11 protein-coding genes and 1 pseudogene are annotated in these 14,522 nt (G+C 70.7%); 6 read left to right on the top strand and 6 right to left on the bottom strand.

The window, feature by feature from the left end; translation table 11 throughout:
- Window positions 1–26: 26 nt before the first annotated feature.
- From H537_RS0136450 to nosZ, 6 genes and pseudogenes are all read right to left on the bottom strand, one after another.
- Window positions 27–548, bottom strand: coding sequence for a nitrous oxide reductase accessory protein NosL (locus tag H537_RS0136450; protein WP_029001811.1), 522 nt, complete (start codon window positions 546–548; stop codon window positions 27–29).
- Complete coding sequence (locus tag H537_RS0136445; protein WP_029001810.1) at window positions 545–1,366, bottom strand: ABC transporter permease; 822 nt, start codon at window positions 1,364–1,366, stop codon at window positions 545–547. Before H537_RS0136445 ends, H537_RS0136450 begins: the two co-directional genes overlap by 4 nt.
- Before the next feature lie 13 nt (window positions 1,367–1,379).
- A complete protein-coding gene (locus H537_RS0136440; RefSeq protein WP_043461788.1) occupies window positions 1,380–2,339 on the bottom strand; it encodes an ABC transporter ATP-binding protein in 960 nt (319 codons plus the stop codon).
- 16 nt (window positions 2,340–2,355) lie between these two features.
- Entirely contained in the window at window positions 2,356–3,627 is a 1,272-nt protein-coding gene (locus H537_RS0136435; protein WP_029001808.1) for a nitrous oxide reductase family maturation protein NosD, read from the bottom strand.
- Between the two features lie 2 nt (window positions 3,628–3,629).
- Window positions 3,630–6,247: pseudogene (locus tag H537_RS0136425) on the bottom strand (4Fe-4S binding protein).
- Window positions 6,248–6,317: 70 nt separating this feature from the next.
- Window positions 6,318–8,261, bottom strand: coding sequence for a TAT-dependent nitrous-oxide reductase (gene nosZ, locus H537_RS0136420; protein WP_051244468.1), 1,944 nt, complete (start codon window positions 8,259–8,261; stop codon window positions 6,318–6,320).
- A gap of 211 nt (window positions 8,262–8,472) precedes the next feature.
- On the opposite strand from nosZ, the gene H537_RS0136415 reads away from it, so the two are divergent.
- The 6 genes from H537_RS0136415 to H537_RS0136390 are packed head-to-tail and all read left to right on the top strand — an operon-like array spanning window position 8,473 to window position 14,521.
- Window positions 8,473–8,874, top strand: a complete 402-nt coding sequence (locus tag H537_RS0136415; protein ID WP_029001804.1) for a c-type cytochrome — start codon at window positions 8,473–8,475, stop codon at window positions 8,872–8,874.
- 18 nt (window positions 8,875–8,892) lie between these two features.
- A complete protein-coding gene (locus H537_RS0136410) occupies window positions 8,893–9,969 on the top strand; it encodes an FAD:protein FMN transferase (RefSeq protein ID WP_051244465.1) in 1,077 nt (358 codons plus the stop codon).
- Window positions 9,970–10,027: 58 nt separating this feature from the next.
- Window positions 10,028–10,636 carry a hypothetical protein gene (locus tag H537_RS0136405; protein WP_029001802.1) on the top strand — a complete coding sequence of 203 codons (609 nt, stop codon included), beginning with the start codon at window positions 10,028–10,030 and terminating at the stop codon, window positions 10,634–10,636.
- A 15-nt stretch (window positions 10,637–10,651) separates the two neighbouring features.
- Complete coding sequence (locus H537_RS0136400) at window positions 10,652–12,811, top strand: TonB-dependent receptor (protein WP_043461740.1); 2,160 nt, start codon at window positions 10,652–10,654, stop codon at window positions 12,809–12,811.
- The gene (locus H537_RS0136395) at window positions 12,808–14,037 is read left to right on the top strand and encodes a sialidase family protein (protein ID WP_238446941.1); all 1,230 of its coding nucleotides are present in this window, start codon (window positions 12,808–12,810) and stop codon (window positions 14,035–14,037) included. The genes H537_RS0136400 and H537_RS0136395 overlap by 4 nt, the downstream gene beginning before the upstream one ends.
- Window positions 14,018–14,521: a thioredoxin domain-containing protein gene (locus H537_RS0136390; protein ID WP_029001799.1), complete on the top strand. Its 504-nt coding sequence runs from the start codon at window positions 14,018–14,020 to the stop codon at window positions 14,519–14,521. Before H537_RS0136395 ends, H537_RS0136390 begins: the two co-directional genes overlap by 20 nt.
- The last annotated feature ends 1 nt before the right edge of the window (window position 14,522 follow it).

The raw sequence follows: 14,522 nt of genomic DNA, 5'->3' as shown, positions 1-14,522 counted from the left end.
ATCCGCTTTCCCGCTTCTTTGCCGCCTCACATGTGCTTGTCATGCGCCGATCCGCCCCCCAGGTCCGCCATCTCCGGCTTGACCTCCGCGAAGCGCAGCACCTTGCCGCCGTACTCGGCGGCGAACTTGTGGGCGTCCTGCTCGCCGGCGAAGCCGGCGATCGTCGGCCCCATCGAGCCGTGGCGCTTGCTGCCCACCACGTAGAAGCCGCTGCGCGCATCGAACCAGTGGCCGCGCGGCTGTTCCCAGTCCGCACGCGCCATGTCCTGCGTGTACACCGCGCGCACGGCACGCACCTGCTCGGGCTTCAGCAGCGTGGAGAACATCTCCACCGTGTCGCAGAAGAACACCGGCGCGGCGGCGTCGGCATAGTGGATCTGCGCCTTGGGGCCGGGGTAGTCGGCCAGCAGCATACCGTCCAGGTCGCAGGTGGTGGCGGGCTCGATCTCCACCGCGGCGACGGCGGCAGCTTCCTTGCGGCCGCAACCGTAGAGGACGAGCGGCGCGGCACAGGCGGCGAGCAGCAGGGTTCGGCGGCGAGGCATCATGGACGGAATCTCCAGGTGGCAATGGACAACGGCGCCACGATCCAGCCCAGCATCACCAGTCCCATCATCCACGGCTTGGCCAGCGCCTGCGGGACGATGCTGGTCAGGCCGTAGAGGCTGCGCACGTCGTCGAGTGAAAACACGTTGAGGATGCGGAACACGTCCGCGGGATTGAGCAGCAGCGCCCAGGCGAACCAGTCGCCGCCGGTCTGGCCGCCGGTGAGCACCAGCAGCCCCAGCAGCAGCAGGTCGAACACCAGCACGAAGAAGAACCACAGCGCGATGGCCAGGCCCGAGGCGCGCGTGCGGTCCGAAGCCAGCACCGACAGCATCACCGCCAGGCTCAGGAACACCAGCCCGAGCAGCACCGAGCTGCCCATGAAGTTCAGGTAGGGCGCCAGCACCGCCTGGCCCGCCTGCGTGCCCAGCAGCAGCGCCACCAGGCCGAAGCCCGCGACCGTGGACAGGCTCAGCGCCGCCGCCAGCCCCAGGTACTTGCCCAGCAGCAGCTCCAGCCGCGTGATCGGCAGCGCCAGCAGCAGGTCCAGCGAGCCGCGCTCGCGCTCGCCCACGATGGCGTCGAAGCCCAGCAGCAGCGCGATCAGCGGGATCAAATAGATCACCAGGCTCACCAGGCTGGTGATGGTGAACTCGATGGAGCGCAGCCCCACGGCCCCCTGCTGCGCGCCGCCGAAATAGGCGATGACCAGCGCAAAGGCCGTGAACACCAGCGCCACCGCCAGCACCCAGCGGTTGCGCAGCCGGTCGCGCAGCTCCTTGTGCGCGATGGCCAGCACCTGGCCGAATTCGAAGCTCATGGCGTGCTCCTTCTCAATGTGCCAGGCCGAAGAACACGTCTTCCAGCGAGGGCTCGTGCATCTGCAGGTCCAGCACCGCGCCGCCCAGGCCGGCGAGGGCGGCCATCACCGCCATCTTGGCGTCGCGCGTGCAACGGGCTTCCAGCCGCAGGCCGTGCCAGCGCACGCCGTCCAGCGGCAACACTGCCAGCACGGCGCGCACCGCTGCGGCGCCGGACTCGGCCACCTGCAGCTCCAGCCGCAGCGGCAGCGCCATGTGCTCGCGCAACGCCTGCACGCTGCCGTGCGCGCGCACGCGCCCGGCGGCCAGGATCGCCAGGCGGTCCACCCGTTCCTGCAGCTCGGCCAGGATGTGCGAGGTGACGATCAGCGTCACGCCGTCGTCGCGCAGCTCGCGCAAGGTGGCGTGGAAGGCGCGGATCGCCTCCGGGTCCAGGCCCGTGGTGGGCTCGTCCAGGAACAGCACGCGCGGCTTGCCCAGCAGCGCCTGCGCGAAGCCCAGGCGCTGGCGCATGCCCTTGCTGTACTCGCGCACCGCTCGGTGGCCGGCGTGGCCCAGGCCCACGCGCGAGAGCACGCCCACGCATTCCTGCTCCGGCACGCCCTTGAGCCGCGCCAGGAAGCGCAGCGTCTCCAGCCCGCTGAGGTTGTCGTAGAGCACCACGTTCTCGGGCAGGTAGCCGATGCCGCGGCGCACCGCGCGGAAGTCCCGGCCCGACACCGGCGCGCCCTGGATGCGGATCTCGCCCGCGGTGGGCGCCACCAGCCCCAGCATCATCTTGAACAGTGTGCTCTTGCCCGCGCCGTTGTGGCCGATGAGGCCGAACATCTCGCCGCGGCGCACGTCCAGGCTCACGCCGTCGACCGCACGCTCCGCGCCGTACTGCTTGACCACGTTGCGCAGGGTGATGGCGCAGAGGCTCGCATCGGCATCCGCTGGCACGAAGTTGGCCCGGGCGGCGTCGCTCGACACGAACGAGGCTCCCTTCTCAGGGCTCAAGCGAAGACTGTTTTCCATTCCATTCCTTCCAGTCCGGGTGCGCGGGGCGCATGCGCGGCTTGGGGTCCACCACGCCGGGCACGCGCAGCACCGGGAACTGCTGGCCCACCAGGCGCAGCGCCTGCACCGCGGGGCTGGCCAGCAGCAGCCGCGCTGAGGGGTGCTGCCACACCAGGCGGTCCACCAGGTCGTTGGCCTCGTAGCGCACGTCGCCGCGGCCGTCGCCGTCGCGGTCCCAGCCCAGGTAGTTGCTCCAGTGGTTGCCGCCCTCGGCGCCCCAGGTTTCATCCTTGGCACCGACGTAGCGCACCTGCTCGCGGTTGCCGACGAAGTCGTTGCCCTCGACGCGGTTGCGCGTGGAGCCGGCCGAGAGGTGCACGCCCACCTGGTTGTCCACCACGAGGTTGCCGCGCAGCTGCACGTACTCCACGTCGTAGATGAAGAAGCCGCGCGCGTTGCCGGCCACCACGTTGTTCTCGATCACCGAGTCCTGCAGCGTGCGCAGCATGATCCCGTGGTCGGTGTTGCCCCAGGCGCGGTTGTTGCGCACGACCTGGTCGCGCACCTCCATCAGCGCCAGGCCGCCGCGGTTGAGGTAGCTGTCGTTGTCCTCCCACAGGTTGTGGTAGGAGTTCATGTAGTGCGTGCCGTAGCGACTGTGGTGCAGCCTGTTGCCGCGGAAGACGGCGTGGTGCGAGACGTCCACGTACAGCGCGTCGCGCACGAAGCTGATGTGGTTGTGCTCGATGCGCGCGCCGGTGGTGTCGTAGAGCTGCACGCCGTTGCCGCGCTGCGAGGAGCCGTGGTCGCGCTTGCCCACGATGAGGTTGTGCTCCACGCGCACGTCATTGGCCTTCTGGATCCACAGCCCGAACAGGTTGTAGACCAGGTCGCAGCGCCGCACCGTGGCGCGGTGCGAGCCGGGCGTGACGTAGATGCCGGCGTTCTGCTGCAGCAGGCTGCTGCCGGAATCGCGCACGATCAGCCCTTCGATGGTCACGTCCGGCGCGGTGATGCGGATGGTGTCGCCCTGCAGCCCGCCGCTGATCGTGGGCCGCTGCAGCCCGCGCAGCGTCAGCGGCTTGGTGATGCGCAGGTTGCCGTCGTAGTGGCCGCGTTGCACTTCCACCACGTCGCCCGCGGCGGCACGGTCCAGCACCGGCTGGATGGACTCGCCGGGGTGCACCGTCCAGGTGGCGGCGTGCAGCGCCAGCGGGAGCACCAAGGCCAGCAGGCTCAGCAGGCGGCGGGTCATGCGCATCCTCACACCACCAGCGCGCCCACGGCCTTGAGGGCCAGGAACAGCGCAGCACCGATCAGCAGGTTCTTGAAGCCCACGTAGCACAGCATGTCCATCACGTTGGCGACGCGGTAGCGCCGGCCCCACCACGGGCCGTCCTTGACGTAGCGCTTGGCGCGCAGGCGGATCAGCACCTCGTACACGCTCCAGCCGAACCACCAGGCGATCAGGGCGCCGGCGCGCAGCTCGCCGAGGGCGCCCAGCACCCAGGCGATGGTGGCGGCCAGCGCGAGCGCGATGCCCGCCGCGCGCAGCGCGACGTGGGGCGCCGCGACGCCGCGGCGCCAGGGCCAGAGATGGTCCCAGGCTTCGGCGCAGAGCCGGCCGGCCACGCCTCGCGCGGCGGCGCAGGGCGGCTCCACCGGATCGGTGGGCATGCGGGGATCGACCAGGGTTTTCATGCTTCGGACACCGGGCGGGCCGGCTCGGCGGCGATCGGGATGATGGGAATGAAGTAGCCGTCGCGGCCGATGCGCGTCAGCGGCAGGCCCTCGCGCTCGCGGCGCTTGCGCTCCTTGGCCAGCGGCGGGCAAGCGTGGGTGTCGGTGTAGAGCACCATGCAGTCCAGGCAGTGCAGGCACTCGCGGTGGTCGATGCGGCCGTCGGCGTCGATCGCCTGCGCCCCGCAGCCCGCCGCGCAGGCCTTGCAACTGTTGCACTCCTGCTTGCGGCGCAGCCCGAACCAGCGGAAGGTGGAAGGCATCGCCAGCGAGGCACCCAGCGGGCACAGGTACTTGCAGAAGGGGCGCTCCACGAAGAGGGAGAGCCCCAACAGGCCCGCCGCGAACAGCGTGTAGGGCCACGAGCGCTGGCCCCAGCCGACCAGGAAGGTGGTCTTGAAGGGCTCCACCTCGGCCAGCTTCTCGGCCAGGCCCATGGAGAACATCGACACCGCCAGCAGGCCGAAGAACACGCCGTACTTCACCCACTTCAGCTTGTCGTGCAGCGCCCGGGGCAGCGCGCGCTGGAAGCGCTTGAGGCCGACGGCGCCGCCCAGCTTGTACAGCAGCTCCGACAGCGAGCCGAAGGGGCACAGCCAGCCGCAGAACAGGCCCCGTCCCCAGAGGAAGACGGTGACGATGATGAAGATCCAGAACAGGAAGATGAACGGGTCGCTGAGGAACAGCTCCCAGGTCCAGTGGAACAGCAGCGCGTGGAACCAGGTCAGCACCTGCGTCACCGAGGGCTGCGCCATGGCGCCGAATCCCACGAAGCCGATGCTCAGCAGCCAGGCCGAGTACTTGAAGGCGTTGACCGGCCACTTGTTCCTGCGCGTGGAGCGGCGCGTGAGTTCATCGCGCAGCGCGTACACCACGGCCACCGCCACCAGCAGCGCGGCGAAGAGGCCGATCTCCACCGCGCGCGCCTTCCACACCTTGACCCACGCCGCCTGCGGCTCCTCCACCACCGGGCGGCCGCCCTCCAGCGCGGCGGCCGGCAGCCAGTAGGGCGTCTCAAAGTTGGCGAAGCTGCGCGTGCCGGTGGCGCGGTCCACGCGGTTGCCCAGGAAATTGAGCTTCCAGGGGAAGGCGGCCGAGAAGACCGGCGAGCGCACGATGAAGATCGCCGACTCGGTATAGCGCGGCGCGCCGGCGGCGGCCAGGCCGTAGAGGTTGAGGTAGTCGAGGTCGCGGAAGGTGAAGGTGTCCAGGCCCTGGCGCACCTGCACGCGGTCGTAGATGCCGCCGCGCACGAAGCCCGAGCCCTTGAAGGACTCGGCGCCCGCGCTGCGGACGACGAACAGTGCCTGCTCGCCCGGCTTGAGCTGCTCCATGAGCTGCTTCCAGCCCTCGCTGCCCAGCAGCGCGCGCCCTGCGTCGGGCGGGTTGAGCAGGCCGAACCACAGCTCGATGAAGGGCGTGGCGCTCTTGTCCAGGCCCACCTGCTGCGGCGTCACCACCAGGCGCTGCACATAACCCTCGTCCACCAGGCGGGCCCAGTCGAGGGCGCGGCCGGTGTCGGTGAACTTCGCTTGCGGGCGCACCGTGGGCGCCAGGATGCCGGTCTGCCGCGCCACGGCGGCGCCGGAGGTCATCATCACCTGGTTCTGCGCGATCACGGTGACGGTGGCGCCGGAGATGGCGTCCAGGCCGATCACGCCCTCATTGGGGCGCGACTGGCCGATCTCGATGTTGTCGCCGACGAACTTGCCCAGGTACTGGTCGTTGAACTTCGTCAGCGCGGATTCGGGGATGCCCAGCAGCAGGATGGGCTCGGAATGCTTGAGCACCTTCACGCCCGTGAAGCGGCCCTTGAGGTCCATGCCGATGAGCGTGACCACCGGCTTGCCCGAGTACGCGGGCGTGTCGGTGATGTCGGTGGACAGCATCACGTAGCCCAGCAGCCTGGGCTTGCCGTGGTCGTCGGCGTAGGCCTCGACGTAGGGCGGCTGGCCCTTGCGCTCGGAGAACGAGCTCGCGCCGGGAAAGACCTCGGCGCAGGGCGCGAAGTCGCACAGCTTCGGGCCGTGGATGCCTTCGGGCAGCGCGGCCTCGTAGGCCGTGGCCCACGACGGCGAGGAAGCGCCCAGCAGCGCGGCGGCAGCCACGCACAGGCGCAGCAGAAGGGTCAGCAGGGTCATGGTGCGGGAGTGAGTCCGCGCGCCGTGCCGGGGGAGGGGGTGGCCCGGCGCGCGGAAAGGGGGCGCCGGATCAGGCCTCGACGATCATGCGGGTGCGCATCTCCAGGTGGAGCGCGTGGCAGAAGTGGGTGCAGTAGCACCAGTACACGCCCGGCTTGCCGGCGGTGAAGGTCACCGACTTCGTCTCCTGCGGGTTGACGATGAAGTTGACGTTGTGCTTCGGGATGGCGAAGCCGTGCGTGAGGTCTTCCACCTTGTCAAGGTTGGTCAGGATGAGCGTGACCTCGTCGCCCTGCTTGACCTTGAACTCGCGCAGGCTGAAGGCCGGCGCCTGCGAAGTCATCCTGACGGTGACCTTCTTGCCGTTGCGCACGACGCCGCCGTCCTTGGCGTCCTTGACCGCGATCTCGGAGTCGTCGATGTTGTAGACGGGCTTCGGGCGCACCAGCTCGCGCTTGAAGATGATGAAGTCGTGCGGCTCGCCGCGCACCGGGTGGTCGGCCATCAGCACCATCTTCTCGCCCGAGATGTCGATGAGCTGCTCGTTCTCCGGGTGCAGCGGGCCCGCGGGCAGGAAGCGGTCCTTGGAGAACTTGCAGCCCACGGCCAGCCACTTGCCGTCGGCGGCCTTGGTCTCGGACTGCGAGGCGTTGACGTGGCCGGGCTGGTACTGCACGTCCACACGGTCCACCACGTACTTGGCGTTCTTGTCGCCGCCGTGGAAGGCGATGGCCTTCTCGACGTTCCACTTCACCACCTGGCTGTCCAGGAACAGCGTGGTGTAGGCGTTGCCGCGGCCGTCGAAGGCGGTGTGCAGCGGGCCCAGGCCCAGCTCGACCTCGGCCACGATGGCCTGGTCGGCCTTCTCCAGCTTGCCTTCAAAGTAGTCCAGCACCTTGCTCAGCTCGATGACGGTGCCCGTGGGCGAGAGCTTGCCGGCGCAGATGAAGTACTTGCCGTCCGGGCTGGCGTTCACGCCGTGCGGGTTCTTGGGCACGCTGACGGTGGCGGTCAGCGCGGTCTTCGGGTCCTGGTTGGCCTCGCGGGTGCCGTCCACCACGGGCACCTTGGAGTCGCCGATGGTCCTGAACTTGCCGGCCTTCACCGCCGCCTCGATGCGCGCGATGTTGAAGAACAGGCAGGCGTCGCGCTCGGCGGACATCATGTCCTCGTACTTGGCGCCGCCCTCGGTGTTGTACTGGTTGGTGGCGGCGAGCTTGCCGTCGTAGGAGGTGGCCACCAGGTCGCAGTTGCCGTCGATCAGCACCTGCCAGCGCACCTCCATGCTCTCGGCATCCACGCAGGTGAACAGCGAGCGGTACTTCTCGGGCTTGTCCAGGTCGGCCGGGCTCAGCGGGATGTGGAACTCGCCGCCGCAGAACACGCGCGTGGTGTGGTTGACGGCCTCATCCACCGGGTCGCGCTTGTCGGGGAAGATGCCGTGGAAGCCCTGGACGTTGGGCAGCTCGGTGATCTTGTCGCAGGTGAAGTAGTCCAGCCGGATGCGGGCGATGCGGCTGTTGATCTTGTCGTTGACCCAGGCGTAGCGGCCGTCGTAGTTGCCGTCCTTGTAGGAGGCGTGCGTGTGGTGGGTGTCGGCCACCGTGTACTTCAGGCTGCCGTCGGGCTTGGTGCCCATGATCTTCTTGGACTCGTTGGTCACGCCCCAGCCCACCAGCGCATCGGGCACGAAGCAGGGGATGCGCGTGATCTCGCGGCCCGAAGGCAGGCCCAGCACGCGCATGTCGCCGGTGTGACCGCCGCTCCACAGGCCGTAGTAGGTGTCGAGCTCGCCGGGCTTGAGGTGGATGCTGCCGTTGCCTTCGCCGGGGTTGGGCTGCGGCGCGTGCGACGCCGGTGCCTGGGCCGTGGTGGCCGGCGCCGAAGCAGGCTTCTCGGAGCAGGCCGCCATGCCCACGCCGGCCAGGCCGGCCGCGGCCGCGGTGTTCAGGAAGCGGCGCCGAGCCATGCCGGTTTCGGGTGCCGCGATTTTCTTCTTCACGCCGATATCCATGGAAAATTCCTTAAACCAGTTCAAGTTTTTTGCCTAAACAGGCGGTGAAACTGCATCATCGGCCACCGCCCTCCATTTATGCAGGCTGGATGATTGAGATATATCGCCGGTACAGCTTTGAGTTGGATCAAATCGAAGCATTCGGGCGAGATTTCGCGGGAAAACCGATCCTAGAATTTCCCATCGAAATTGACGACGAACAGGTACTCCCATGAAATACCTCACGCTCTCCCTGGCGCTGTGCGCCCTTGGCCTGCTTGGCGCCTGCGGCAAGCAGGAAGCGGCACCCGCGCCGCAGCAGGCACCGGTGGCCGCGGCTACCCAGGCCGCCACGCCTGCACCCGCGCCCGAGGCGGAGAACGTCGCCGGCAAGAAGGTCTACGGCTCGACCTGCGCGATGTGCCACAGCGCCGGCGTGGCCGGGGCCCCGAAGCCTGGCGACAAGTCCGACTGGGGCCCGCGCATCGCCCAGGGCACCGACACCCTCTACAAGCACGCGCTCGAAGGCTTCAATGGCGCAAAGGGCCAGATGCCCGCGCGCGGCGGCAACACGGCGCTGAAGGACGACGAGGTCAAGGCGGCCGTGGACTACATGGTCGCGGCCTCGCGCTGAGGCGGAGGCTTTTTCCTTATGCAGCGCGAACTTGGAGCTCACCCCGGCGGCCGCGCACGGGCCGCGGCCCTGGCCGATGCGCGGCGCCGCCAACTGCTGCTGGGCGGTTCCGCGCTCGCGCTGGGCGCCTGCGTGGCGGCTTGGCCGCGGCGCGCCGCCGCGCACGCCGGGCCGGCGCGCCTGCGCGACACGCGCGTCCTCATGGGCACGCAGGTGGACGTCGCCGTGCTGTCCGCGGACGCCGCACTGCTGCGCCCGGCCCTGGACGCCGCCTTCGCGCGCATGGGCGCGCTCGCGGCCGAGATGAGCCACTACGAGGCCACCAGCCGCGTCGGCGCCATCGGCCTAGCGGCCGGGCTGCAGCCGGTGCCTATTTCGAAGGAACTATTGACAGTCCTGGAAATGGCCCAGTCCATTTCTAGGCAAAGTGGCGGCGCCTTCGACATTACCGTGGGCAGTGTGGGGAAATGGCATTTCGATCCCCAGGCGCCGCAAATGCCGGCACCCTCCTATATATCCAGCCGTCTATCCTCCATTGGGTATAGGCAATTGGTACTGGATGCCCGCGCCGGCACCGCCTATTTGCCCCGGCGCGGTATGCGCCTGGACCTGGGTGGTATTGCCAAGCTGTATATCCTCCAGGCCGGCATGGACGTATTGCGTGCCCAGGGCGTGGAGTCGGCGCTGATCAACGGCGGCGGCGACGTGGTGGCGATGGCGCCCGCGCAGGCGCCGGCCTGGCGCGTGGGCGTGCGCGATCCGCGCCAGCCCGAGCGGCTGCTGGGCGTGCTGCCGGTGCACCGGGGCTTCGTGGCCTCGTCCGGCGACTACGAGCGCTGCTTCGTGCGCGACGGCCGCCGCTACCACCACGTGCTGGACCCGAAGACCGGCTACCCCGCGCAGGGCCCGCACGGCGTGACGCTGGTGGGCGAGACGCTGGAGGCCGTCAACGGCGTCGGCACCGCCGCCATGGTGCTGGGCCGGGACGCGCCGCCGCTGCTGCGGCACGGCGGTGCCGAGGCGTTGATCGCGCACCGCGACGGCAGCCTCTGGACCACGCCCGGGATGCGGGCGCAACTGCAGGCCGTGGGCTGAAGCCCGCGTCCGTGCCCGTTCCCCACGCCACCGCCTTGCCATGAACCCGGCGCGCCGCATGAGCCCTCCACGCCAGGCCCGTGGCCTGGCGCGCTGGGTCGTGCAGTTCGCGATCCTGGCACTGCTGCTCAAGGCCGCGGTGCCGCTGCTGGCCAGCGCCGCGGCGCGGCTGCAGGGCGTGGCGGTGGGGGAAGTGTGCGAGCTGTACGGCGTGCCGCCGGCGCAACTGACGCTGCAGTCGCTGCCCGCCGCGCATGACGACGCCCACGCGGCGCATGCCGCCCATGCGAAGGCGGCGGAGCCGGCCTCGCACGGCAAAGGCTCCGAGGCCGCGCACCGCAGCGACCACTGCGCGCTGGCGGCCTTGGCGGCGCTGGCGCCGCAGTCCCTGGAGGCCGCCACCCTGCTGGCCTTCCTACCCTGGGAGAGCAGGGCGCATGGACACGCACCGGCCGCCACGGCGTTCAGGGACGCCAGCGCGGCCTGGGCGGCGCGGCTGAAGCACGGGCCACCTGCGCACCGGCGCCGACGCTTCCCGGGTCTGAAGCCCGCCGGTCGAAGGCGCGGCGGCCCGGGCTCCCGCGTGCGCCGTCGCGAGACGGCGGCGCATGCCTGCCGAGCTTTCCCTGCTCTTGCCACGCTCCGGGCCACGGTCCCGCGGGCGTGATCCGGTGTTCCTTTCATGAAGTTCCGTTCCTTCAAGCCCGCGCCCACACCCCTGGCGCTGGCCATGCTCAGCCTCTGCGCCGGCGCGTGGGCGCAGTCCGAGGCGCCCGTCGCCGTTGCTGCTGCCGCCGAGGCGGAAACCGTCTCCTCGCAGGTCAGCGTCACCGGCACCCGGGAGAAAGCCCGGCTGGCCGAGACGCCGGCCTCGGTCGGCGTGATCCGCGAGCGCGACATCCGCCTCACGGCGCCCGCGCACCCGCAGCAGCTCCTGGGGCAGGTGCCGGGCGTGGCCATTGCGGTGACCAACGGCGAGGGGCACAGCACCGCCATCCGCCAGCCTTTCACCACCGGACCGCTGTACCTGTACCTGGAGGACGGCATCCCGACCCGGGCCACCGGCTTCTTCAACCACAACGCGCTGTACGAGGTGGACATCCTGGGCGCCGCGGGGGTGGAGGTGGTGCGCGGGCCCAACACGGCGCTGTACGGCTCCGACGCCATCGGCGGCACGGTCAACGTGCTCACCCGCACGCCCGCGATGGACCCCGGCGGCTCGGCCACCGGCGAGCTGGGCAGCTACGGCTGGCGCCGCCTGCTGCTGGAGGGCAACACGCCCACCGGCGCGGACGCCGCGCTGCGCGCCGGCGCCAACCTCACGCACAGCGGCGGCTGGCGCGACGGCACGGCCTACGACCGCCAGAGCGTGAGCCTGCGCTGGGACGCCGGCACGGCGGGCGGCACGCAGCTCAAGACCCTCCTGGGCGCCACGCACATCGACCAGCAGACGGGCGCCAACTCGCCGCTGACCTACGGCGACTACCTGAACAACCCGACCAGGAACAACCTGGCCATCGCCTTCCGCAAGGTCGATGCGCTGCGCCTGTCCACGCAGGCCGAGCACGAGGGCGGCGGCGCGCTGCTCACGCTCACGCCCTACCTGCGCCACAACGCCATGGAGCTCAACGGCAGCTTCAACCTCAGCTCGGATCCGCGCATCGAGACCACGCGCGTGACCTCGCTGGGCCTGCTGGCCAAGTGGCGGCAGGACTTCGGCGGCCTGCTGCGCCCGCGCCTGATCACCGGGCTGGACCTGGACCACAGCCGGGGCTCGCACGCCGAGGACAGCCTGAACCTCACCAAGACCGGCACCGGGGCCGACACGGCCTACACCGGCTACACGCTGGGCAGCCGCATCTACGACTACGACGTGCGCATCCACAGCGCCTCGCCCTACGTGCACGGCGAGCTGTCGCCCACGTCTGCGCTGCGCCTGACCGCCGGGCTGCGCTACGACGTGCTGCGCTACCGGATGAGCAACCAGCTGGCCGCGGACACCACGGCGGCGGGTCCGCGCCTGTACGCCCAGACGCCCTCGGCCAGCGCGGACTACTCGCGTCTGAGCCCCAAGCTCGGCGCCACCTACGCGCTGGCCTCCAACGCCAGCCTGTACGCCTCGTACAACCAGGGCTTCCGCACGCCTTCGGAGGGCCAGCTCTTCCGCGCGGGCGGCGCCACGGCGGCCGGCGAGGCGCAGGCCAAGGCGCAGGCCGCACTGGGGCTGCAGCCGATCAAGGCCAGCCAGTTCGAGCTGGGCCTGCGCGGCGACGCCGGCGGCTGGGGCTACGACGTGGCGGTTTATGAGCTGGTCAAGCGCGACGACCTCGTGAGCCAGAAGGACCTCGCCACCAACGTGACGACCACGGTGAACGCGGGCAAGACGCGGCACCGCGGCATCGAGGTAGGGCTGCACAAGGGCTTCGCGGCCGGCTGGCGGCTGGACACCGCGCTGTCCTGGGCCCGGCACACCTACGTGGACTGGGTGAGCAGCAGCGGCAACTTCTCGGGCAAGGAGATGGAGAGCGCGCCGCGCCTCATGGCCAACACGCGCCTGGGCTGGACGCCGCGCGACGGCAGCACGGTGCAGCTCGAATGGGTGCGCCTGGGCGCCTACTGGCTGGAGGCCAGCAACTCGTCGGTCTACGGCAAGTACCCGGGCCACAACGTGTTCAACCTGCGCGCGCGGCAGAGCCTGCCGGGCGGCGTGGCGCTGTTCGGCCGCGTCATGAACCTGGCCGACAAGCGCTATGCCGACAGCGCCGGGGTGACGTCCAACACGCCGGTGTTCTCGCCGGCGCTGCCGCGCACCCTCGTCGCCGGCGTGGAGGCGACGTGGTGAGGCCGGGCCGTGCGATGGGCCGGCGGGCGCTGTGCGCCTGGACGGGCGCGCTGCTGCTGGCCGCCGGGGTGCCGGTGCCAGCGCAGCCGGCGGGCGCCGCTGACCACAAGGGCCACGCAGGCCCCATGGGCCGGCACAAGCCGCAGCTGGCGATCGGCGCCGCGTTTTCGCCTTCGGGCGAGCTGTGGATCGTCGGGCTGGACGAGCAGGCGCGGCTGTTCACCCGCAGCAGTGCCGACGCGGGCCGGAGCTGGTCCGCGCCGCGGGTGCTGGACACGGCGGGCGACACCGTGGCGGCCGAGGGCGAGAGCAGCCCGAAGATCGCCTTCGGCCCCGAGGGCCGTGCCGTCATCACCTACACCCAGCCGCTGGACAAGCCGTACACGGGGCGCATCCGCATGCTGCGCTCGGCCGACGGCGGGCGCAGCTTCTCCGCGCCCTTCACGGTGCACCGCGACCAGCAGGTGATCACGCACCGCTTCGACGCGGTGGCCTTCGACGCCAAGGGCACGCTGCACACGCTGTGGATCGACAAGCGCGACGCCGAGGCCAGCCGCGCGGCCGGGCGCAAGGACTACCGGGGCGCGGCGATTTACCGCAACGCCTCCACCGACGGCGGCGTGACCTTCGGGCCGGACATGAAGGTGGCCGACCACAGCTGCGAGTGCTGCCGCATCGCGCTGGCGCCTGCGCCTGAGGGTGGCGTGGCCGCGCTGTGGCGCCACGTGTTCGCGCCCAACCAGCGCGACCACGCCTTCGCGGCCATCGTCGGCACGGCGCAGCGCACGCAGGCCGTGCGCGCGACGCAGGACGGCTGGGCCATCGACGCCTGCCCGCACCATGGGCCGGGGCTGGCGCCGGCGGCGCAGGGCTATCACGCCGTGTGGTTCGGCGAGCGCGCCGGCGTGGCGGGCGTGCGCTACGGCCGGCTCACGGCCGACGGCACGCCGCAGGGCGAGCCGCGGCTGCTGCCCGATGCGCAGGCCGAGCATGCCGACGTGCGCAGCGCGGGGCGGCACGTGGCCATCACCTGGCGCGGCTTCGACGGCGAGGCGTTCCGGTGGCGGGCCTGGGTGTCGGCCGACGAGGGGCGCAGCTTCAGCCTGCGCGAGCTGGGCCGCAGCGGCGGCGAGAGCGACCAGCCGCGCCTGGCCCAGCATGGACAACGCATCGTGGCGCTGTGGCGCACCGCGGAAGGAGTGCAAGTTGAAACCCTGGTTCCCTGAATCGGCGCGCGCGCTGGCTGTCGCGCTGCTGCTGGCCTGTGCCGGCGCCCAGGCCGCGCCGACGGCCGTCGAAGCCTTCGACGCCCACTCCTGGAAGCAGCTGCGGACCGCGCCGGGGCGGCCCACGGTGGTGGTGTTCACGGCCACCTACTGCGCCTACTGCCCGGCCGTGATCGACCAGATGGCCAGCGAGATCCGCCAGCGCAAGCTGGACGCCTCGCTGGTGGCGGTGGTGATCGACGCGGCGCCGGGCGAATCCGACCGTGCGCTGCTGGCCGACCGGCACTACCGCGGCGCCGACCGGCTGATGGCTTTCTCGGGCTCGCCGCAGGCGCTGCGCTACGCGGTGAACCCGCAGTGGCCCGGCAGCGTCACGCCCTACGTGGCCTTCCTGGGCTCGCACGCCGGCGCCCTGTGGGTGGCCGGAAAGCCTTCGGCCGCGGACGTGGAGCGCTGGCTGGCGTTGTGTTCGGGGCGGCGGTGAT

This window comes from Azohydromonas australica DSM 1124 (assembly GCF_000430725.1).
GTDB classification, from domain to species: Bacteria; Pseudomonadota; Gammaproteobacteria; order Burkholderiales; family Burkholderiaceae_C; genus Azohydromonas; species Azohydromonas australica.
This window is presented reverse-complemented; position numbering and strand designations above follow the sequence as displayed.

Bases quoted from the DNA above. Each gene is read 5' to 3' on its own strand.
- H537_RS0136450 (WP_029001811.1), bottom strand. From the start codon at position 548: ATGATGCCTCGCCGCCGAACCCTGCTGCTCGCCGCCTGTGCCGCGCCG.
- H537_RS0136400 (WP_043461740.1), top strand. From the start codon at position 10,652: ATGAAGTTCCGTTCCTTCAAGCCCGCGCCCACACCCCTGGCGCTGGCC.
- H537_RS0136435 (WP_029001808.1), bottom strand. From the start codon at position 3,627: ATGCGCATGACCCGCCGCCTGCTGAGCCTGCTGGCCTTGGTGCTCCCG.
- H537_RS0136410 (WP_051244465.1), top strand. From the start codon at position 8,893: ATGCAGCGCGAACTTGGAGCTCACCCCGGCGGCCGCGCACGGGCCGCG.
- H537_RS0136445 (WP_029001810.1), bottom strand. From the start codon at position 1,366: ATGAGCTTCGAATTCGGCCAGGTGCTGGCCATCGCGCACAAGGAGCTG.
- H537_RS0136415 (WP_029001804.1), top strand. From the start codon at position 8,473: ATGAAATACCTCACGCTCTCCCTGGCGCTGTGCGCCCTTGGCCTGCTT.
- H537_RS0136405 (WP_029001802.1), top strand. From the start codon at position 10,028: ATGAGCCCTCCACGCCAGGCCCGTGGCCTGGCGCGCTGGGTCGTGCAG.
- nosZ (WP_051244468.1), bottom strand. From the start codon at position 8,261: ATGGATATCGGCGTGAAGAAGAAAATCGCGGCACCCGAAACCGGCATG.